Source organism: Anthropogastromicrobium sp., from assembly GCF_037349415.1.
Classification (GTDB): Bacteria; Bacillota; Clostridia; order Lachnospirales; family Lachnospiraceae; genus Anthropogastromicrobium; species Anthropogastromicrobium aceti.
This window is the reverse complement of sequence record NZ_JAXWCK010000020.1, coordinates 39300-60159: the sequence shown is the minus strand read 5'-3', so window position 1 is coordinate 60159 and position 20860 is coordinate 39300. Positions and strand designations below refer to the sequence as shown.

The following is a 20860-nucleotide window of genomic DNA, read 5'->3' as shown; positions in this document are numbered from 1 at the left end:
CATAATGCAGGAGGAAAACACTATGAAGTTAGGATTTATCGGATGCGGCAACATGGCAGGCGCAATGATGGGCGGCATCATCAAAAACAATATTTTCAAGGCAGAGGATGTGTATGGTTCTGACGTGTTTGAGCCAAGCAGAGAGCGCGTAAAGAACATGTATGGCATTCATGTTTCAGATAACAATATTGATGTAGTGGATGCTGTTGATGTGCTTGTACTTGCTGTAAAGCCACAGTATTATGAGTCTGTGATTACACAGATAAAGGATCATGTCAGAGCAGATCAGTTAATCATCACAATTGCACCGGGAAAGACACTTTCATGGCTGGCAGAAAAGTTTGGCAAGGACGTAAAGATTGTACGTACTATGCCAAATACACCTGCACTTGTCGGTGAGGGTATGACAGGCGCAACACCAAATGAATTTGTGACAGAGGCTGAGCTTAAGTATGTATGTGAAATTTTAAGCGGCTTTAGCAAGGTAGAGGTTATCAGCGAAAAGCTGATGGATACAGTTGTTGCAGTAAGCGGAAGTTCTCCGGCATATGTATTTATGTTTATTGAAGCTATGGCAGACGCAGCAGTAGAGCAGGGTATGCCGCGTGCGCAGGCTTATAAATTTGCAGCACAGGCAGTTATGGGCAGCGCAAAGATGGTTTTAGAGACTGGAAAACATCCGGGCGAGTTAAAGGATATGGTATGCTCACCAGCAGGAACTACAATTAAGGCAGTACGTGTATTAGAAAAGGAAGGCCTTAGAAGTGCTGTGATCGAGGCCATGGACGCATGTGCAGATGCAGCAAAGGGAATGTAAGAAATTTCTAATTTAAAAAATGCAAGGCAGGTGCAAAATGGCATCTGCCTTGTTGTCACAAAAACTACGTTTGAGATTAGATAGGGGAGAAATCATGATTACAATAAAAGATAATATAATAAAACTCGATTTTCATGAGGAGACGCTGCACTGCGATATTTACGCGGATGGCACGAAATGGACTTGGCAGCAGGATTATCAGCCTTATTTTAAGTATAATGGAAAAGATGTGCTTTTTTCAGAGGCTAAAACAATTTCACATAAAAGATATGATACAGGAATAGGCTTCGGACTTGTAAGTCACTACGAAAATTTTGAACAAGTGCCAGAGCTTTGTTTTGAGACATATATCTGGATTGAATTATCGACAGGTGATGTTCATTTTGAGTGGATTCCGATTACAGAGCCGGCATCTGGCATGGATGAAGTTGTGTGGCCAGGTGCAATGGACTTTATGTATGACAGTGAGGATTGGTATACACTCTTAAATTGGGGACAGGGTTTACTTATTCCAAATGGCTGGGAAACAAAGCTGGGAAAAGTGCCATTTGATGGCCGCATGTGTACGGAAGGCTCATATATGCCATGGTTTTCACAGATTAAAGATAGAAACGGCTATATTGCAATATGTGAGCAGCCAGAGGATGCAGGCTACCGTGCGGCTCATGAATCAGGCGAAGCACAGACAAGCGTGGGAATGGTATTTTATAAATCACTTGGCTCAATGCGTTATCGCAGAACTTTATTGTATCATTTTGAAAAAGACTGTGATTATAATACCATGTGTAAGTTTTATAGAAATTATACAAAGGAACAGGGAACATTTCACACTCTTCGTGAAAAGGCAGCGCGTGCAGATGTCGAGAAATTAGTAGGAAGCATGTTTGTTCATGCAGGTATTAAGACACTTGTTCAGCCAGAGTCTCGCTTTTTTGATCCAGAAGCGCCTGAGAAAAACAATCATTTAACACCTTTTGCAGTGCGTACTAAGCAGATTCGTCACTGCTATGAAAAACTTGGAATTAAGAAGCTTTATCTTCATTTAGATGGCTGGGGAGATCCAGGCTATGACAACGAGCATCCAGATTATCTTCCGGCATGTATTGAAGCAGGTGGCTGGGAAGGCATGAAGGAGCTTTGTGATACAATTCATGACTGCGGTTATGTTTTTGGAATCCATGATCAGTATCGCGATTATTATTTCCGTGCCAGTACTTATGATGAATCATCAGCCATTCATTTTGAAGATGGCTCCATTCCTTCTCATGCAAACTGGGCGGGAGGCAATCAGACATATCTTTGTGCAACACAGGCACCTTATTATGTAAAGAGAAATTTCTTGGAATTGGCAGCTCATGATATAAAGCTTGACTGCGCTTATCTTGATGTATTTACATGCAACGAGCCAGATGAATGCTTTGAGCCGCATCACAAAATGACAAGAAAGGAATGTCTGGAATTTAGAAGCCGATGCTTTGCATATTTGCTGTCACAAAATATTCTGTCAAGTTCCGAGGAGGTAGCAGATTGGTCAGTCGCTAATCTTGTTTTCTGCCACTATGCGCCATATGATTTTATGATGCGCCGTCCAGAAGAACCAAAACAGGGAATCCCAGTGCCATTATTTAATCTTGTATATCATGACTGCGTAATCATTCCGTGGATGATGGAAAAGCATGAAAACGAAGATTACATGCTCTATGCACTTATTAACGGAGGTGCACCATATTTTGACAGAAATGGTGCTTACGATGGAACAGACGGTGCATTTGGAGTAGGCAGCGATTTCACAGAAGAAGAACAAAAGAAACGCTGCGATCAGGTAGCATCACTTCATGAACACGTAGCCTATAGTGAGTTAGTCAGCCACCGCATTCTCGACAAAACAGGTCTTCGCCAGCAGAGTACATTCGCAGATGGTACATGCGTAGAAGTCGATTTCTCAAAGGGAACGTATAAAATTACAGTTAACGGATAAACCAATACTTAAATCTAAGTTACAGTTAACGGGGTATTTTACGAAAGCTCTCCGGTGCAATGGTTTTCAAGTGTGAATATTGAATTTGACAGAAAATCATGGTATTATGGTAACTATTCAGAGCCATGCAAAATTGCTTTCTGTGAATGCTTGCATTCAGACAGAATAGCAATTTTATATGGCGAGGTAACCACATGAGCAAAATAGAAGCATCGAAGATGCGATTTTGCGAATGGGGTTCTGAATAGTTACGTATTATGATTTGTGTGACAGTCTGTATATCCTTTTTGCTGCTGCATACAATGCAACATGTAAAAATAAAATGATGCAGAATGCGTATAAAAATGTTGAAAGGAGCAGGTATGGGGGCAAAAAGGAAAATTGAGATACGAAAAGTGAGCCGCTTTGGGATTTGGATTACACTGTTTTTGGCACTGGCATTTGTCTTTCTTATAATACAGGGCGAGAATGAGTTTTTTGCAATGAATGAGTCAACAGAGCAGTACATTCAAGGCGAAAAAGCAGCGCAGCAGCTTGAAAAAGGCGCTGATTATCTTACCGAACAGGTAAGAATGTATGTCATGACAGGCGACACATCATATATGGACGCATATTTTGTTGAGGCCAATCAGGTTAAGAGCCGGGAAAATGCACTTGATACATTTAAAACATATTTTGACAAAACTGCATCCTTTTCATCATTAAAAGCTGCGCTTGACACTTCACTAGAACTCATGACGACAGAGTACTATGCCATGCGTCTTGTCTGTGAGGCAAATGATGTCTTGCAAAGCAGCTGGCCGGACGAAATCAAGGCAGTAGAACTTTCCAAAGAGGATGAAGAATTGTCTGACGATGAGAAAATAAAAAAGGCACAGTATCTTGTCACTGAGGAATCGTATCAGGAAATGAAAGATATAATCGCCGAGGAAGTGACAAACTGTGAAGCAAAATTGATTCGCCAGACAAGACATTATCAGGGAAAAACTATGACGATTTTTTCCAGCATGTATTCAAAATTACAAATCGGAATTGTTTTAATGGTGATTCTTATGATAGGCTCATATGTAATGACTCACCTGCTGATTGTAAAGCCGCTTATCAGTTACGATGAAAGCATCAAGCTTGGTGAAATCTTGCCGGTAATAGGGGCTGTTGAACTGCAAAATCTTGCTGTCACGTATAATGAAATTTATGTAGCGAATAAGGAGACAGAAAAGCTGATTCGCCATGAGGCAGAGCATGATCCGCTGACAGATCTGTTAAACAGAGGTTCCTTTGACAAGCTTATTCATATTTACGAAACAGGTGAGAGTCCATTTGCGCTGATTCTTGTAGATGTGGATGTATTCAAAGAGGTAAATGATACTTTTGGTCATGGAATAGGTGACCAGATTTTAAGAAAGGTAGCATCTATCTTAAAAAAACAATTTCGAAATATTGATTACGTATGCAGAATCGGCGGAGATGAATTTGCAGTAATCATGGTCAATTCAGCAAGTGATAAACGCTGCACGATCCAAAAGAAGATTGAGGAAGCAAACGAGGAATTGAGCAATCCAACAGATAGTCTTCCAGCAGTGTCTTTAAGTGTTGGTGTGGCATTCTCAGACAGAAAAAATCCAAAGGGTTCAATTTCTAATGATGCAGATGCGGCACTGTACTACATAAAAGAACACGGAAGACATAACTGCGGTTTTTACTGATAGCTTAAACTAGCATCAGATGGTGATGGAAAAGACATTTGAGGTATTGCTGTACAAAAAAAGGTTAGATGAGGAGAACACAATAAGATGGAACTTTGGGATATCTACGATTCAGACAAAAAACAAACCGGACGCACAATGAAGAGAAATGACTGGAATTTAAAAAACGGTGAGTATCATCTGACCGTGCTCGGTGTCATTCATCGCCCAGACGGACGCTTTTTAATTACAAGAAGAGTCATGACAAAGGCTTGGGCCCCAGGCTGGTGGGAGGTTTCAGGCGGTGCTGTACAGGCAGGCGAGGATTCCAAAGTGGCAGTTGCAAGAGAAATCCGTGAAGAGACAGGTCTTGATGTGTCCAATTGCCCTGATGGCTATCGTTTTACATATCGCCGTGACAACCCGGACGAAGGCGATAATTATTTTGTCGATGTGTACCGTTTTGAACTTGATTTTAACGAGAGCGATTTAAAGCTTCAGGAAGAAGAGACAATGGGGTACCGCTTAGCGACACTAGATGAGATCAAGGAACTAGACAAACAGGGAATTTTTTTGCATTATAGCAGTATAAAGAAAGTGTTTGAATAAGTGTTTGAATAATCAAGAGCTTGAAATATAATTGATCTTGCAGACGAAATTAAGTTTTAATAGTTAACCTAAACAAATAAAAGGCGGCAGTTAGCAAGAAACTGCTGCTTTTTATTTGTTTAAGAGTAAGTGATGAACAAGGCTACGTTCACGAATTTTCCTGTTGTTTTTTTGAGGAGAGTAAGATAAGATTAAGAAAAGAATATAAGATAAGCAGCAGGCTTGCAAAAATGAAGAAAGAGGAGATCATGAGAGAGGAAGAAACCGTTAGTTCGATAAATCAAAAGATTACGAATCAAATATTTGATATGCAGGAAACTGAAATTCCACATAATCCATATGATCATGAACAGAGGAAGCTATCTAGTATTGAAAAGGGAGATATCGGTAAACTGCGTAACTGTCAGAAGGAAAAGTTTGAAGGGCAACTTGGGCGAGTAGCAAGCGATGATCTTAGGAATGCAAAGAATATGGCAATCATTGTAATTACATTGGCTTCAAGGGCGGCAATTCGTGGTGGATTAAATCCAGAATTAGCGTTTACTATGGCGGATAATTATATTTGTGAAATTGAAAATTATGTTGATGAAAGGATTATTCGGAAAAAAATTGGTGAATATGAAGAAGAATTTGCACGACAAGTATCTTTATTGAAAAAAACACTTCATAAGAATCGTTACGTAGAAAATGCGAAGGACTATATTTATAAGCATCTTCATAATGTAAAAATGTTCGAAGTATATGAGGCTGTAGGTGTAAATGGAGATTATCTTTGCAGGTTATTTAAACAATATGAGGGGTGTTCTTTAGAGATTTATATTCGCAGGGAGAGAATACGGCAGGCAAAAGAACTTTTGCAGTATTCAAATTATAAATTGCAGGAAATATCAGAATATCTATCATTTTCAAACCAAAGTTTTTTTACTAAATGTTTCAAAGAAGAAACAGGAATGACGCCAAAAGAATTTCGTGAGAGTCACTTTGGCTGACAAGATTGTATTAGAGCAAATGTGGCAGCTAAAGTGACTCTTTCTATGTTTAAAATTTAAAATCAATTACATTGATAGAATGTGCAGGCAATACTGCTTCATAGGTTCCTTGAATTTCTTTTGCAGGAAGTGTTTCAATCATGACTTCATTGTGATTGATATCGTTATAGGAGTCTACATCTGTTCCGGTAATTCGATGTTCCTGTACTTGGCAGAACGACAGATTCATTTCATCGAAACAGATTGAGAGTGTTTGGGCATGTTCAGGATCTTTGTTTACAATAGAGACTGAGATCATTCCATTTTCAGAATGCTGTGTAGCGACAATATCAAGAAGCTCGGTTGTCACTTGTTTTCCGTTTTTTGCGGTTACGGTAAGCTTTGGGTGTTCGCCTTCTTGCCAGTCATCTAAAACAAGATCTCCCATATAGTTTACATATAAGTCGAATACATGGTAAGTGCTTCTTAGCACAATGCCGTCTTTGTAGCTGTAAATGCAGCCTCTGGTGTTTAAAATGGGAGCAAAATTTGCCATACCGACAATATCGCAATTTCGGTTCATCGCATTTAAAAAGCATGCTGTGAAAACTGCATCTGCCATGGTATAAGAGGAATTATCGTCATTTTTATTTCTAGGTGTTACATAGCTGTCTTTGTCGATTCCTTGCTGAATTGTATGCACATTTGGATGATGCCAGCTTCGCAAGTTCCACTCATCGAATGCAATTTTAATATTTTTTTCTAGATGAAGAGCGGTGAGCAGTCCTCGAACATCTTTTACAGCACGGTCTACCTGATCTGTGTAAGCCATACATTGAGTATAATTTGCCAGTTCATTTTTTTCAGGAACCATATCCCAATAGCCATGGAGTGATACCCATTTTAAGTAAGAACCACAGTTTTTGAGTAAATTTAGTGTCCAATCAATATCAGAAAGTGCTGCTGCTGATAATTCGACAGTCGGAGATACATGAAGAATCATTTTTGCTGCTTCTTTGACCAAACGCCACCATTCATCGGAACTTTTAGCACCAATTTCCCAATTTCCATAGTTTTCGTTTCCGATACTCCAATATTTGACGTTATAAGGTTTTTCATGACCATTTGCGATTCGCCATTTTGCGTATTTTCCTTCTGTTTCCAGATTGCAGTATTCTACCCAGTCGCTCATCTCCTCCGCTGTTCCAGTGCCTGCATTTGTGCAAATATATGGTTCGCAACCAATCTTTCTGCACATTTTAATATATTCATCTGTCCCAAAAGTGTTGGGATCTTCGACACGCCATGCTTTATCGAAAAATGGCTGTCTGTTTTTTCCTACAGCGTCCTTCCAATGATATGAAGATACAAAACAGCCACCTGGCCATCGAAGAATCGGAACTTTGATCTTTTTCATTGCGTCGATAATATCAGTTCGAAAGCCATCCTCATCGGATAATGAATTTTCTGGATCATAAATACCATCGTAAATTTGACGATGAAAATGCTCAATAAAATGACCATACAGCATTGGATTGCGTTGTCCTACAAGTCTCTTTGGATTTACGTGAAGTTTCAAATTTGAGTACCTCCTAATTTCAATTATTGTGATTGCCTAAAAGCTTTTATTGCTTTTGAGTATACGCAAGTTTGAATTGTTTTTATACTATTTTAACGATATTTTTGATACTGTGCCGTCAGATTAGAAAGTATATATCACTTGACAAAGAATTAACAATTTGCTATACTACGATACAAGTAAAGGGGAGTAGCTGGTACCCGGGTATAATATCAGGCGTCAGGACGATCAGAAGATCCGCAGATATGAATAGCAAGACTTTTACTGCATGTGTGTATTTGCCATGCAGTAAGGGTCTTTTTTTATTACCAAACCCTTTATGTCATACATACCAAGGTCCAGAAGAAAAGGAGAAAACAATATGAGCAAAAAGAAAAAAGGAGCGATTGCAGGGGTGGCAGCGGCAGTTGTCATTGTCTGTGCAGCTGGTGCAGGAAATGCGACTTATACGATTAATGAACAGGAGCAGGCAGTTGTGACGACATTTGGTGTCAGCCATGCAGTTACTGATCCGGGACTTCATTTTAAGATTCCATTTGTGCAGCATGTAACGAAGGTGAACACGACGATTCAGAGTCTGCGTATCGGTTACGACAATAACAATGATGTGGTTGCAGATGAATCTATTATGATTACATCTGATTTTAATTTCGTTGATGTGGACTTTTATCTTGAGTATCGTGTATCTGATCCGGTAAAGGCCGTATATGCATCGAAAGATCCAGATCTTATTTTGCAGAACATTGCGCAAAGCTGTATTCGCGCCGCAATCAGCAATTATGATGTAGATTCTGTTTTGACAACAGGAAAGGGCGAGATTCAGTCAAGAATTAAGGAAATGATTACTGAGCAGCTTGACCTTTATAATGTTGGTCTGCAGCTTGTGAATATTTCCATTCAGGATTCAGAGCCGCCGACAGCAGAAGTCATGGAGGCATTTAAGGCAGTTGAGACGGCAAAGCAGGGAAAAGAAACAAGCATAAACAATGCAAATAAGTATCGAAATGAAAAGCTGCCAATAGCGGAGGCCGATGCCGATCAGATTTTACAGGAAGCAGAAGCAACAAAGCAGGAGCGAATCAATGAGGCAAATGCGCAGGTAGCTATGTTTAATGCTAAGTTTGAGGAATATGAGAAAAATCCAGAAGTTACTAAAAAGAGAATGTTCTACGAGGCAATGGAGGGTATCCTGCCGCAGCTTCGCGTGATTATTGATGGAACAGATTCCACGACAACAATGCTTCATGAGCAATTAAATTCTGTGAGCGAACAAAACGTACAGAGCAGTGCGTCTCCAGCAGACAGCAGCTCAACAAGTAAGTAAAAAAGAGAGGAAACGTTACATGAAAAAGACAACAAAACGAATTGTAATAGGAGTCGCAGCTTTTGTGGCAGTCATTTGCGGGCTGTCATCACTTGTAGTGACAAAGGAAAATGAATATACATTAATTATGAGATTTGGAAAAATTAACAGTATTAAAACAGAGGCTGGATTAAGCTTCAAGGTTCCGTTTTTAGACAGCGAACAGACACTTCCAAAGGAAATTCTTTTGTATGATATGGCAGCGTCGGATGTCATCACAAAGGATAAGAAAACAATGATTGCAGACAGCTATGTATTATGGCAGATCAGTGATCCTATATTGTTTTCAAAGACATTAAATCGTTCTGTAAGTAACGCTGAAGGCCGTATTGATGCTGCTGTATTTAACGCAACAAAAAATGCAATCAGCACCCTGACGCAAAATGAAGTCATTGCTGCAAGAGACGGCGAATTAAAGGAACTTATTATGAGCAAGGTCGGAAATTCAATGGACTCCTATGGCGTAAAGATTTTAATGGCAGAGATCAAACAGCTTGATCTGCCAGAGGACAACAAGGCAGCCGTATACGAGCGTATGATTTCAGAGCGTAATCAGATCGCTGCAAGCTATCAGGCAGAAGGTGATTCAGAGGCAAAGAAAATCAGAAACAGCACAGACAAAGAGATTTCAATTATGCTTTCAGATGCAAAGGCAGAGGCAGCAAACACAATAGCAGAGGGCGAAAGCGAGTACATGCGTATTTTAGGAGATGCGTATAACACGCCAGAGCGAGCAGAGTTTTATGAATTTGACCGTGCATTAGAGGCAGCAAAGACAGCCATGAGCGGAAGCGATAAGACATTGATTCTTCCAAAGGATTCACCACTTGCATCAATCTTTATGGGAGAGGAAAATTAAAATTGAGAAAGTAAAAAGATAAAATTCGGGCGGCGTAAAGCTGCCCGTTTTTGTATTGCCGAGTTATTCAAAATTTGATAAAATAAAATTACATGGCAAAATATGATAAAAAAACAAAAGAGCATAGCTGTAAGATCGAGCTTTACAGTAAGTGGAGAAATCAATGAAAACAACAACTAAGGATTTAACAAAAGGAACAATATGGAAGCAGCTAATTGCATTTGCAATACCGCTGATATGGGGAAATTTATTTCAGCTGACATACAACATGGTAGATTCGATTGTGGTGGGGCAGTTTGCCGGGCAGGATGCTCTTGCGGCGGTAGGTACCTCAGACCCAGTCATGAATTTACTGATTCTTGGTGTCACAGGACTATGTATTGGTGCATCCGTAATTATGAGTAATTGCTTTGGTGCAGGAAAAACGGAAGAATTAAAGCACGAGGTAGGAATGACACTTCTTCTTGTGATGGGGTTGTCAGCAATCATTCTTTTGGGAGGCTTGATTGCCTCAGAGGGAATCTTAAAACTGATGCAGACACCGACTGATATATTACCGCTTGCAGAAAGTTATCTTCATATTATCTTTATTGGAATGCCATTTACTTGTCTTTATAATATTTATGCGGCATCGCTTCGAAGTGTCGGAGATGCAAAAACGCCAGTCTATTTTCTGGTACTTGCCTCTGTCTTAAACGGTGCTTTAGATGTGCTGTTTGTAGCAGGGCTTCATATGGGTGTGGCTGGTGCAGGTATGGCAACGGTGATTGCAGAGGCAGTGTCAGCTGTGCTTTGCGTAGTTTATGTTTATTTTCGCGTACCGATTCTTCATCTAAAGAGAGAACATTTTAAGCCAAACAAACGATTGATATGGATGACAGTACAATATGGTGGTATGTCATCACTTCAGCAGTGCAGTCAGCCACTTGGAAAGCTTTTGATTCAGGGCGCGATCAATACGCTTGGTGTTGGTGCAATGGCAGCATTTAATGCAGTCGGCAAGATAGAAGATTTTGCACTTGTACCAGGAAGAAGTATTTCAAATGCAATGATGACATTTACAGCACAAAATGATGGCGCAAAAAAGCCAAAGCGAATTAAGGATGGTTTTCGAAGCGGTATTATGCTAGAGATTTGTTATGCTGTATTTATATGTGCAGTGCTTCTTTTATTTGACAAGCAACTGATTGGATTGTTTGGAGATTCTAAACAGATGCTTTTAGAGGGAAGCCGCTACTTCGCAGTAATGGCATTTTTCTATTGGCTGCCAGGTGTTACAAACGCCCATCAGGGATTTTTGCGCGGTGTCGGAAAAATGAAGATGACGCTTTATGGAACACTCACACAGATTACATTTCGCGTCATTTTTACATTTTTACTTGTACCGAGAATTGGTCTTGTAGGTGTCGGCTTTGCGTGTGTTGCAGGATGGATTGTTATGCTTGGATGGCAGGCACCGTATTGTATTTATATTAGAAAGAAAATGATACATACAGTCAACAAAATGAATGCAAATCAATGAGATTCTGCTTTTTGTGATACACGATATTCTCTTGGCGACTGCATACAATATCGCCTAAAGATTTTTTCAAAATAGCTGACATTTTCAAACCCAACCATTAATGCAATTTCGGTGATGGGAAGCAGGCTAGAGCGAAGAAATTCCTGTGCCTTTTGGACTCGCTGAATATGCAAGTATTCACGGATTGTAAAGCCTGTAACCTGCTTAAAAATGCGCGTTAAATAAAATTTATTTGTAAAAAAGCGTGATGCAAGCTCATCAAGTGAGCTGCTTTCTTGATAATGATCCGCCAGATAACCGGCAACACGGTTGACTGTGCGGATCTTTTCAGTTTCTGAACCGATTAGGTTTTTGGCAGAAATATGTGCAGCATTGCCTTCAGATTTAATGCGGAAAGAAAATAATAAAATTTCACGAAGCAGATATTCAATCATTTCCTCGAAGGCTTCCCTTTTTTGGAAAGCTTCCTGTTTTATTGCGTCGAGCTTTGCGTTTAAGAAAACTTGTTGTGTAGCAGTTAGTGTAATAATACTCATCTCATCTGTAAAGAGTGAGCATAGGCGTCCGCCTGCCATTTCTGTAAACCATTGCTCCATGACTGTCTCTTCAATCTCAATTAAGAAACGGCGATGGAAATGCTGTTCTGCAGGAGAGGTTTTGTGAATCCTGTTTTTGGCAATGAAGACAAGACTTCCAGGCTGAACAAAGAAAATATTGCGGTCAATGAAATGATAGCGGTTGCCTTCTAAAAGATAGTAAATTTCATAAGTGGAATGGTAGTGGCGGTATTTCATATCGAAAGAGCCGCTGCGCGTTGCCTCCTCAAGCTGAAAACGGTCTGTTTTTAAGTCAAAGCAAATTCCGTAGGGAGATGGAGGAAGGACAGTAACGGTATCAGATGCATTCTGTTTTTCAGACATAATAAAAGATCCTTTCTGATTCTATTTGTTGTAAGTTACGTATTAGGTCAATATTGTTGTATTTTGACAATAAAAAGCCAAAAAACAGCAAGAAAAAAATCAAAGATATTCTTATAATAGCAAGTACAACAAGAGTTGACAAGAGAAAAAAAGAAAGGCAGGAAAAACTATGACTTACAAGGATAATGCGGTAAAGGATCTGCGCATCGCCTATATTGGAGGCGGCTCACGAGGATGGGCATGGACATTTATGCGCGATTTGGCATTAGAACCAGCACTTGGCGGAACAATCGTTTTGTACGATATTGACAAGGAAGCGGCAAAGGCAAATGAGATTATCGGAAATGGCATATCCGAAAGAGAAGAGGCAGTAGGCAAGTGGAAGTATATTGTGGCGGATACACTAAAAGAGGCACTGACAGGCAGTGATTTTGTTGTGATTTCAATTCTTCCAGGTACATTTGATGAGATGGAGTCTGATGTGCATGAGCCAGAAAAATATGGTATCTATCAGTCTGTCGGTGATACAGCAGGTCCTGGCGGAATGGTACGTGCACTGCGAACAATACCTATGTTTGTTACAATCGCAGAGGCAATTCGCGATTATGCGCCACAGGCATGGGTTATCAATTATACTAACCCGATGTCATTATGTGTAAAGACATTATACCACGTATTTCCGCAGATCAAAGCATTTGGTTGCTGCCATGAAGTATTTGGAACACAAAAACTTCTGGCACAAATTGCAGAGCGTGAGCTTGGCATTGCTGATATCAAACGAGATGAAGTTATAGTAAATGTACTTGGCCTTAATCATTTTACATGGTTTGATAGTGCATCCTATAAAGGAATTGATTTGTTCCCAGTATATCGCAGCTTTATAGAAAAGCACTTTGAGGAAGGTTTTGAGGAGAAAGATAAAAATTGGATGAACTCAACATTTTCCTGTGCACATCGCGTAAAATTTGATTTGTTCAAGAAATATGGCTGGATTGCAGCAGCAGGAGATCGTCATCTGGCAGAGTTTGTGCCTCCGATTTATTTAAAAGATCCAGAAACTGTCGCTTCATGGAAGTTTGGTTTGACAACTGTTGCATGGAGAAAAGAAGATTTAAAGAAGCGTCTTGAAAAAAGTAAAAAGCTTGTATCTGGTGAGGAAAAGGTTGAATTAATTCCATCAGGCGAGGAAGGTATTTTATTAATCAAGGCACTGTGCGGACTGACACGCATGATCAGCAATGTCAATATTCCAAATACTGCAGGTCAAATTCCAAATCTTCCAGCATCTGCAGTAGTAGAGACAAATGCCGTATTTTCAAGAGATAGCATCGCACCTATATTTGCAGGAAATCTGACAGAAGATATCAGACAGCTGATGCTTCCGCACGTTATGAACCACGAGGATGTCTTAAAGGCTGCACTTACATGTGATTACGATATTATGCTTCGTGCATTTCGCCGTGATCCGCTTGTTACCTGCAGCAAAGATGATGCTGACAAGCTGCTTCGCACGATGATTGCAAACACAAAGAAATATCTGCCGGATGGCTGGAATTAACGTTACAGTTTACGGATAAGCCAATATTGAGGCAAGCCCGAAGGTGAATGGCTAAAATTTGTGATTGACTTTCCTTCGGTGTATATGGTATAGTATTCTGCGTTAACAAATTAGTTAGCAAAAAAACAAAATAATATTCCGTGAGGGAGTAGTTCGCGATAATCGTGGTTTGTCAACAACCCCGGCTTTTGCCTGGCAAATCTTAAAGAATGAGACTCATGTATGCGTTTTTTTAGTGTACGCATACATGGGTCTTTTTTAATTGTTAATAGTGGATCCTGCGGAATAAAAAAGGAGGAAATGATGGGTGATTTCATCAACAGTGCACCGCTTTTCGTTGTAATTCTGCTTCTTGTAGTAGGATTTGCACTTTTGGTAAAAGGAGCGGATTTTTTTGTGGAGGGAAGCTCAAGCGTAGCAAAGAAGCTAGCAGTGCCGTCCATTATTATCGGATTAACAATTGTAGCAATGGGAACATCACTTCCTGAAACAGCTGTCAGTGTAACTGCATCTTTAGTAGATAACAATACACTTGCCATCAGTAATGTAGTCGGATCAAATATTTTCAATTTGATGTTTGTTATCGGTGTCTGTTCTATTCTTTCTACAATTTATGTGCAAAGAGAGACAGTAACGCGCGATATTCCGTTTTCAATTATCTGTGCATTATTGCTGCTTGGTCTTGGAATGATTGCAGTCGGTGATGCATCTGGCATGACACTTGGCCATTTTGATGGAATCCTTTTTCTTATCCTTTTCGCAGGCTATATTGGACTGATGATAAAAAGTGCGATGAAGGCAAGAGCAGAGGGAAAAGAAGTCGAAGCAAATGACGAATTTGACGCAGAAGAGTTAAAGGTAATGTCATATCCTAAGAGCATCATTTATATCGTTGGCGGTGCAATTGCAATTGCAATTGGCGGAGATTTGACTGTAGATACGGCAAGCCGCATTGCAATTGATCTTGGAATGAGTCAGACGCTTGTAGGACTTACTATTGTTTCTATTGGAACATCACTTCCAGAGCTGGTTACATCTGTTGTAGCAGCGCGCAAAAACGAGGTTGATATGGCAGTAGGAAATGCAGTCGGATCAAATATATTTAATATTTTAATGGTCCTTGGAATTGCATCGGCAATCAATCCAGTCAGCCTGATTCGCGAAAATGTGATTGATATTATCATTTTAGTAGTATTCTCAGTTGTTGTATGGATTTTTGCAGCGACAAAGAAAAAGATCAGCAGAAAAGAAGGAATCGCAATGGTAGCAATGTATTTAGTTTATGCGGTTTATATCATTCTTCGATAAATGTAAAAGACAGAGCCGGTATCAATCTATGATTGTCGGTTCTGTCTTTTTCTTGTGCAATAGGTAAAAAAAGAAATGAATCATGAACAGTATCGGAAAGTGCGGTCAGTAAAAATTCTTGCAAAAATTAATCCGAGAGGAAGAGCAATTATAATCATAATCGCTGCAGCACCCCATGAAAATGCATCGACTAGAGACATGGTTCCCAAATTGTAAAAAGCACGATATAAGTAAAGCCCAGGAACCATGATGACAATGGAAGGAACGGTCAGTGATATACGAGGATAACCATTGTAGTTTTTGATAAGAGAAGCAAGCAGCCCGGCTGTTAAAGCACCTATGAAAGCGGCAGCGGTAGTTGGCATGCCAGTCAGATCAACAAGTTCAAGACGAAGAGTGTTAGAGAGTGCACCCATTACAGCAGCGATAGCAGCCATTTTAACGGGGCTGTTAAACATTATGGAAAACCCAAAAACACCGCAAAAGCTTGTGAGTAATCGTAAAATTAAAAGAAGTATTGGGTCAAGATTAAGAGATGTAAAATTTAACGGCTGCAGGTGCAGCAGCAATGCCATAATCCATGCAGTCATCGTAGCAACTAGTACAATGATAATCGAATAGCTTAGTCGTTCAAGACCAGAGCGCAAATCTAATTTTGAAAGGTCAATTCCACTTGTAATAAACGGAAAACCTGGAATGATAAATAAAATTGAGCAAATATAACCGGCTTCATGGAGTGCAGAGACGTGGAAAAGAATCTCCGCAAGCTTTAACAGTATACTGTAAAGCAGACAAGAGCAGGAAATGGATACAGCTATATTTAAGAAAAGTGTGAAGTTATGTTTAATCAACTTTGTTCGGATCACATTTCCAATGCCTGCACAGAGAAAGGCGAGAATCATTTCCACAGGTCCACCGCCAAGAAGAAAAGTGAATGCGCAGCATGCAAGAGCTGCTGCCAGTCCGAGCTTAACTGGAGAGTAGATTGCATGAATTCGTTCAATTTCATCAAGACGCTTGTGAATTTCTTCGCCAGTTAAGTGAACCTCTTCTTTTGGAAAGCTGTCAACGAATTGTTCCATTCGATAAAGCTTTGAAGTATTGACACCTGTGTTGGCAATGCTTAAAGACTGCGATACACAATCCTTTCCATCAAAGCAGTTAAATTCAATCGACATTAATCCGACATCGACCGTACAAGTTACACCAAGACTTTTTGAAAGCCTGTTCATGGAAGTACGAACGCGCCAAGCACCAGTTCCGCAGGATAGCATAATTAGTCCAACGCGGCCAATGACAGATGCCTTTTCAATAAGTCCGGCTTGGTTGATCAAAATATTGCCATTATTTTGCGTGTAATCATGCCATGGAATTTCCATGTGGTTTTTTTCCATGATATCAGTAAAATTAGTTTGCTGCATAAATGATTTCCTCGGCTCTTTGAACGTGTTTTTCCAGATGCTTTAAGAAGTGTGAATTTGGAAGGAAAATACCAAGTTCATCATAGCGTTTGTCATGTTCAGTAAGCGTGTCCTGTCCATAAAAGACAAATGCCATTGGGAGTTCTTTTTCCAGATCAGTCATTAAATCCCAGACAGCACAGTAAGCCTGAGCTTCTGTTTCCTGCTGCTTTACAGTGTCAGGAAGCTCACGAATTAAAAGAATGCCTGTATGCTCTTGAAGAACAATCTGCGTTGATGCGCTTATTTCCGGGTCATACGAATGTGTGTAGCAGTAAGCTTTTGCCAGATAGAGATTTTTCTTATTTGGGAGAGTGTTATAAACTTCACGAAAATGTTCATATTCTTTTTGGTGGAATGCTTTTTTATATTCAGGGAGCAGGTTGCCATTGTCATCTGTCATTATTACTGGATTTTGTTTGCCATCTGCGTTAAAGCGAAATGGGATTAAATAGGAATTCCTTAAAAGGTCAAACAGTGAATGCTGACAAATTGCCATTAGAAAAGCTGACAGATCTCTGTTGTCATATGCGTTGAATAATGCTTGCGTAAAATCGTGTGCAGAGAGTGGTGTAGCCTCATCTTCACTGCAAAAAAGGTATTTACAGAAAGTTTCCTGAAGCTTTTCACAGGCCCAGGGATCTGATAAAATCTTTTTAAATAATGCTTCTGATTTTTCTTCTCTTGGAAAAATTGTTTTTTCTGCCATTTCTGATACAGTCCTTTCTTTTTTATTTCGGCTACATTATACTCTTAGAAAAATAGAAAGTAAAGATTAAAAACTGTACAATATTTATAATTAAAAAGTATAAAAATAATGTTAAATAATGAGAAAAGTCAAAAAAGAACCATGATAAAATTGCCTTGATCAATCATGGTTCTTTCAAAAAATTAATAAACAACTGTTCCAAATGGCATCAGAGCAAGCTTTGCCATTTTAAAATGCTGCAGACCAAACGGAATACCGATTATGGTGATACACATGATGCAGCCCCATAACAGAGAGTGCAGTGCAATCGGGATACCAAAGAAAATGGCCCAGATGATATTTAGTAAAAAGCTTCCAAGTCCACCACCGTATGTAACATCCTTTCCAAACGGAAAAAGTGCCAGTCCAGCTAACTTAAAGCATTGCATGCCAACCGGGATTCCCACAATGGTGATGCACCAGATACATCCGGCAATTAAATATCCTAGTGCACTGACAAGACCTCCGCAGAGCATCCATATAATATTTCCAAGGCAACCCATAAAATTTTCCTTCCTTTCTTACACTAATTTAAGAAGAGAATACACATTTTTTGTGAGAAAGTCAAGATTATCTGCTGTTAGAGGCACCACTTACAATATGATAATATGCATTTGATGTGATGCGGTACACAATTGTGTAGAAGAGCGCAAATGCTCCAAAGCTGATTAACGTAACGATTGTATATAGATGCAGATTTGTTAAATTAAACAGCAGCAGTATTTTTCTAATCATCGGGAAGGCAAAAATCAGATGAATGCCGGCACCGACAAGTGGAAGGAAAAATACAGTCAAAAGCTGGGAGTTGATACTCTTTTTAATTTCGCGCTTTGTCATGCCTACTTTTTGCATAATATCAAAACGTGCCTGATCTTCATAGCCTTCTGAAATCTGCTTGTAATAGATAATCAAAACAGCGGCAATTAAGAAAACAATGCTTAAAACGATTGCCAGATAAAATAAGCTTCCAAAGTCTGCTAAAAACTCTTCATAATTAGCAGCACGGCTTTCAAACTGGCAGCGCATAATTCCTGTGTTTTGTTTATAGCTTTGTGTGAAAAAATCAGAGATAGTGGATGAAAGATCATTTGCCAGCAAAATCTGATCATCACGATTTAAGTTGGTATCAAAGTTATAGTGCCAATAAAAGTAAACAGACTTTTCATTACCAGGCAATGCTGCAATGGCATCAACTGCCGCATGAATGTCTGGAACGATTAAGACAAATATAGTAGAAATATTTGCCATTGAGTTGCCGTCAGGTCTAAATTTGTCAATTTGCTTTTTGATTGTGTATGTCATGCCATGCTCAAAGGAAATAGTGCTTTCATTATAAGCAGAGTCCCGAGTTGAAAAAAGCAGCGCTTCATCAGATGCAAGAGTTTCATTTGTGCCCATCATTTTGTTGTAATCCGAAAGAGGAACGAAGTAAAACATTGTGCCTTCAAGGTAATTTGCTGTTTCAGAATGGCTGTCAAACTTGGCATCGCATACAAAGTCATTATCAATTAAATAGCCGTAAAAACAGGCAGACCGATAATCGGAAACATTGGATTGTGTGCATTCATATTTATCCATCGCATCAGATGCAAGCTTGAGAATTGATGCTGTATTTTCATCAGACATCATATCGAAGGAATCATAAGAAACAGTCGTATTAAATTGATACGGATAGCGATTAGATAATACATCATCCATACCAAAGTATAAGCTTACAGTAGTGGACAGCATAACAAGAACCATTGTAGCAAGGATACAGATGGAAGCCAGTCCAGCGCCATTTCTTTTCATTCTGTAAGCCATAGAAGAAATTGACACAAAATGATTTGCCTTGTAATAGTAGCGCTTATTTTTTTGAAGCAGCCTGCAGAATAAAACAGAGCTAGCGATCATGATAAGGTAGGTGCCAACGATTACGAGAATAACTGCTATAAAAAACATGCCAAGTGCTGATACAGGATCTGCAACTGTTACAGCAAGATAATAGGCAGCAGCTAAACAAATCATACCTAGAAGACCTAAAAGGATATTTCCCTTTGGCGGTTTTTCACCGACAGATTCACTTTTGACAAGTGTAATAGCATTTGAAAAATGAACCTGACGAAGTGTATTAAAAAACAGTAAAATAAAAATGCAGCCAAATACAGTTAGTGTAAATAAAATGGAGTCTGGTGAAATATGCATGGAATAAATAATCTGAGCGTGTGTCAGACGAGCCATGGCAAGTTCAGCGAGCTTCGAAAATAAAATGCCAAAACCTATGCCGAGAACAAGAGAAATCACTGCTGTCAAAAGTGTTTCCCAAAATAAAATGCGTGCAATATTTAGTTTTCCCATGCCAAGAATGTGATACAGACCAAATTCCTTTTTTCGTCTTCGGATTAAAAAGGAGTTTGTGTAAAACAGAAAAATACAGGAAAAAATACCTACTACAATGCTGCCCAAATTAAGCGTAGAGCGCATGATCTGGCCGCCATTCATAGATGCAATTGTATCACTGTAGTGCAGATAAGAAATGATATAAAACATCATCACCATTCCAATACAGGTGCAAATAAATGGAACATACATCCTGCGATTTTTCCGGATGCCATCGAAGGCAAGCTTCGGATAAAATCCTGTTTTCATCGGCGATCACCTCCTGTTGCAAGAAGTGTCAGTGTATCAGAAATTTTTTGATACAGCTGTTCATCAGTATCATTTCCACGGTAAATTTGGTGGAAAACCTCACCGTCTCGGATAAATAAAACACGTCCGGCAGTGCTGGCTGCCTTGACAGAATGCGTTACCATTACAATTGTTTGCCCGGTGCGGTTAATCTCTGAAAATAAACTAAGCAGCTCATCAGATGCCTTTGAATCGAGTGCACCAGTTGGTTCATCAGCCAAAATAAGCTTAGGATTTGTAATTAATGCGCGAGCAGCTGCGGCACGCTGTTTTTGCCCGCCTGAAACCTCATATGGATATTTTTTAAGTAATGCGCTGATACCAAGACGCTCTGCGATTGGCACCAAACGATCATGCATTTTTTTGTAAGGCATTCCGGCAAGTACAAGTGGAAGATAAATATTGTCCTCAAGTGTGAAGGTGTCTAACAGATTAAAATCCTGAAATACAAAGCCGAGATTGTCACGGCGAAATGCTGAGATTTGAGATTCCTTCAATTTTGACAGATTATTGCCATCTAAAATTACATTGCCTTCAGTTGGTTTATCTAAAGCAGCAAGGATATTTAAAAGTGTTGTTTTGCCTGAACCAGATTCGCCCATAATAGCAACATACTCGCCCTGCTCTACACTGAAATTTACATTCTTCAGTGCCTCAACCTTATTGCCGCCGAAGCGGGTGGAATATATTTTTTTCAATCCATTTACTTCAAGTATTGTCATGGTATTAAGTACCTCCTGTAATTCTTTCTTACAAGGCATAGTATAACAAAACGGAAAATGCATTGCCATTGAATTGGCTTACATTTTCCGCCCCAAA

At 39.5% G+C, this 20860-nt stretch carries 17 protein-coding genes; 10 read left to right on the top strand and 7 right to left on the bottom strand.

All coding sequences use genetic code 11. The features are described 5' to 3' along the window. The first annotated feature begins 22 nt into the window (after positions 1-22). The 5 genes from proC (at position 23) to WJP93_RS03080 (ending at position 6078) form a co-directional block, all read left to right on the top strand. The gene (proC, locus tag WJP93_RS03100; protein WP_337546841.1) at positions 23-817 is read left to right on the top strand and encodes a pyrroline-5-carboxylate reductase; all 795 of its coding nucleotides are present in this window, start codon (positions 23-25) and stop codon (positions 815-817) included. Positions 818-911: 94 nt separating this feature from the next. After that, entirely contained in the window at positions 912-2795 is a 1884-nt protein-coding gene (locus WJP93_RS03095; protein WP_337546840.1) for a DUF5696 domain-containing protein, read from the top strand. Positions 2796-3157: 362 nt separating this feature from the next. Continuing rightward, the gene (locus tag WJP93_RS03090; RefSeq protein ID WP_337546839.1) at positions 3158-4501 is read left to right on the top strand and encodes a GGDEF domain-containing protein; all 1344 of its coding nucleotides are present in this window, start codon (positions 3158-3160) and stop codon (positions 4499-4501) included. Positions 4502-4588: 87 nt separating this feature from the next. Then, the gene (locus WJP93_RS03085) at positions 4589-5089 is read left to right on the top strand and encodes an NUDIX hydrolase (RefSeq protein ID WP_337546838.1); all 501 of its coding nucleotides are present in this window, start codon (positions 4589-4591) and stop codon (positions 5087-5089) included. Between the two features lie 248 nt (positions 5090-5337). After that, the gene (locus WJP93_RS03080; RefSeq protein ID WP_337546837.1) at positions 5338-6078 is read left to right on the top strand and encodes a helix-turn-helix transcriptional regulator; all 741 of its coding nucleotides are present in this window, start codon (positions 5338-5340) and stop codon (positions 6076-6078) included. 49 nt (positions 6079-6127) lie between these two features. On the opposite strand, the gene WJP93_RS03075 is transcribed toward WJP93_RS03080, so the two are convergent. Then, entirely contained in the window at positions 6128-7636 is a 1509-nt protein-coding gene (locus tag WJP93_RS03075; protein WP_337546836.1) for an alpha-L-arabinofuranosidase C-terminal domain-containing protein, read from the bottom strand. Positions 7637-7997: 361 nt separating this feature from the next. Here WJP93_RS03075 and hflK point away from each other — a divergent pair, with 361 nt between their 5' ends. The 3 genes from hflK (at position 7998) to WJP93_RS03060 (ending at position 11380) form a co-directional block, all read left to right on the top strand. Next, positions 7998-8960, top strand: coding sequence for an FtsH protease activity modulator HflK (gene hflK / locus WJP93_RS03070; RefSeq protein ID WP_337546835.1), 963 nt, complete (start codon positions 7998-8000; stop codon positions 8958-8960). Positions 8961-8979: 19 nt separating this feature from the next. After that, positions 8980-9858 (top strand): protease modulator HflC, encoded by an 879-nt coding sequence (locus tag WJP93_RS03065; RefSeq protein ID WP_118612772.1) that lies wholly within the window; start codon positions 8980-8982, stop codon positions 9856-9858. Positions 9859-10021: 163 nt separating this feature from the next. Beyond that, on the top strand, positions 10022-11380 hold the full coding sequence (locus WJP93_RS03060) for an MATE family efflux transporter (protein WP_337546834.1): 1359 nt from the start codon (positions 10022-10024) through the stop codon (positions 11378-11380). Here WJP93_RS03060 and WJP93_RS03055 read toward each other — a convergent pair. Continuing rightward, complete coding sequence (locus tag WJP93_RS03055; protein ID WP_337546833.1) at positions 11374-12300, bottom strand: AraC family transcriptional regulator; 927 nt, start codon at positions 12298-12300, stop codon at positions 11374-11376. The two genes, WJP93_RS03060 and WJP93_RS03055, sit on opposite strands and share 7 nt — an antisense overlap. A gap of 169 nt (positions 12301-12469) precedes the next feature. Between WJP93_RS03055 and WJP93_RS03050 the strand changes: the two genes are divergently transcribed. Together WJP93_RS03050 and WJP93_RS03045 are read left to right on the top strand one after the other, a co-directional pair. Beyond that, positions 12470-13858, top strand: a complete 1389-nt coding sequence (locus WJP93_RS03050) for an alpha-glucosidase/alpha-galactosidase (protein WP_337546832.1) — start codon at positions 12470-12472, stop codon at positions 13856-13858. 303 nt (positions 13859-14161) lie between these two features. Beyond that, positions 14162-15166 (top strand): calcium/sodium antiporter, encoded by a 1005-nt coding sequence (locus WJP93_RS03045; protein WP_262538781.1) that lies wholly within the window; start codon positions 14162-14164, stop codon positions 15164-15166. An 80-nt stretch (positions 15167-15246) separates the two neighbouring features. On the opposite strand, the gene WJP93_RS03040 is transcribed toward WJP93_RS03045, so the two are convergent. From WJP93_RS03040 to WJP93_RS03020, 5 genes are all read right to left on the bottom strand, one after another. Beyond that, positions 15247-16587, bottom strand: coding sequence for a threonine/serine exporter family protein (locus WJP93_RS03040; protein ID WP_337546830.1), 1341 nt, complete (start codon positions 16585-16587; stop codon positions 15247-15249). Next, positions 16574-17335 (bottom strand): DUF4866 domain-containing protein, encoded by a 762-nt coding sequence (locus tag WJP93_RS03035; RefSeq protein ID WP_337546829.1) that lies wholly within the window; start codon positions 17333-17335, stop codon positions 16574-16576. Before WJP93_RS03035 ends, WJP93_RS03040 begins: the two co-directional genes overlap by 14 nt. A gap of 182 nt (positions 17336-17517) precedes the next feature. Further along, complete coding sequence (locus tag WJP93_RS03030; RefSeq protein WP_118612766.1) at positions 17518-17877, bottom strand: YccF domain-containing protein; 360 nt, start codon at positions 17875-17877, stop codon at positions 17518-17520. 67 nt (positions 17878-17944) lie between these two features. Beyond that, the gene (locus WJP93_RS03025; RefSeq protein ID WP_337546828.1) at positions 17945-20002 is read right to left on the bottom strand and encodes an ABC transporter permease; all 2058 of its coding nucleotides are present in this window, start codon (positions 20000-20002) and stop codon (positions 17945-17947) included. Further along, positions 19999-20763 (bottom strand): ABC transporter ATP-binding protein, encoded by a 765-nt coding sequence (locus WJP93_RS03020; protein WP_337546827.1) that lies wholly within the window; start codon positions 20761-20763, stop codon positions 19999-20001. The genes WJP93_RS03025 and WJP93_RS03020 overlap by 4 nt, the downstream gene beginning before the upstream one ends. Positions 20764-20860 lie beyond the last annotated feature (97 nt).

Excerpts from the sequence above, each read along its gene's own strand:
- proC (WP_337546841.1), top strand. The coding sequence starts at position 23 with ATGAAGTTAGGATTTATCGGATGCGGCAACATGGCAGGCGCAATGATG.
- WJP93_RS03095 (WP_337546840.1), top strand. The coding sequence starts at position 912 with ATGATTACAATAAAAGATAATATAATAAAACTCGATTTTCATGAGGAG.
- WJP93_RS03090 (WP_337546839.1), top strand. The coding sequence starts at position 3,158 with ATGGGGGCAAAAAGGAAAATTGAGATACGAAAAGTGAGCCGCTTTGGG.
- WJP93_RS03085 (WP_337546838.1), top strand. The coding sequence starts at position 4,589 with ATGGAACTTTGGGATATCTACGATTCAGACAAAAAACAAACCGGACGC.
- WJP93_RS03080 (WP_337546837.1), top strand. The coding sequence starts at position 5,338 with ATGAGAGAGGAAGAAACCGTTAGTTCGATAAATCAAAAGATTACGAAT.
- hflK (WP_337546835.1), top strand. The coding sequence starts at position 7,998 with ATGAGCAAAAAGAAAAAAGGAGCGATTGCAGGGGTGGCAGCGGCAGTT.
- WJP93_RS03065 (WP_118612772.1), top strand. The coding sequence starts at position 8,980 with ATGAAAAAGACAACAAAACGAATTGTAATAGGAGTCGCAGCTTTTGTG.
- WJP93_RS03060 (WP_337546834.1), top strand. The coding sequence starts at position 10,022 with ATGAAAACAACAACTAAGGATTTAACAAAAGGAACAATATGGAAGCAG.
- WJP93_RS03055 (WP_337546833.1), bottom strand. The coding sequence starts at position 12,300 with ATGTCTGAAAAACAGAATGCATCTGATACCGTTACTGTCCTTCCTCCA.
- WJP93_RS03050 (WP_337546832.1), top strand. The coding sequence starts at position 12,470 with ATGACTTACAAGGATAATGCGGTAAAGGATCTGCGCATCGCCTATATT.
- WJP93_RS03045 (WP_262538781.1), top strand. The coding sequence starts at position 14,162 with ATGGGTGATTTCATCAACAGTGCACCGCTTTTCGTTGTAATTCTGCTT.
- WJP93_RS03040 (WP_337546830.1), bottom strand. The coding sequence starts at position 16,587 with ATGCAGCAAACTAATTTTACTGATATCATGGAAAAAAACCACATGGAA.
- WJP93_RS03035 (WP_337546829.1), bottom strand. The coding sequence starts at position 17,335 with ATGGCAGAAAAAACAATTTTTCCAAGAGAAGAAAAATCAGAAGCATTA.
- WJP93_RS03030 (WP_118612766.1), bottom strand. The coding sequence starts at position 17,877 with ATGGGTTGCCTTGGAAATATTATATGGATGCTCTGCGGAGGTCTTGTC.
- WJP93_RS03025 (WP_337546828.1), bottom strand. The coding sequence starts at position 20,002 with ATGAAAACAGGATTTTATCCGAAGCTTGCCTTCGATGGCATCCGGAAA.
- WJP93_RS03020 (WP_337546827.1), bottom strand. The coding sequence starts at position 20,763 with ATGACAATACTTGAAGTAAATGGATTGAAAAAAATATATTCCACCCGC.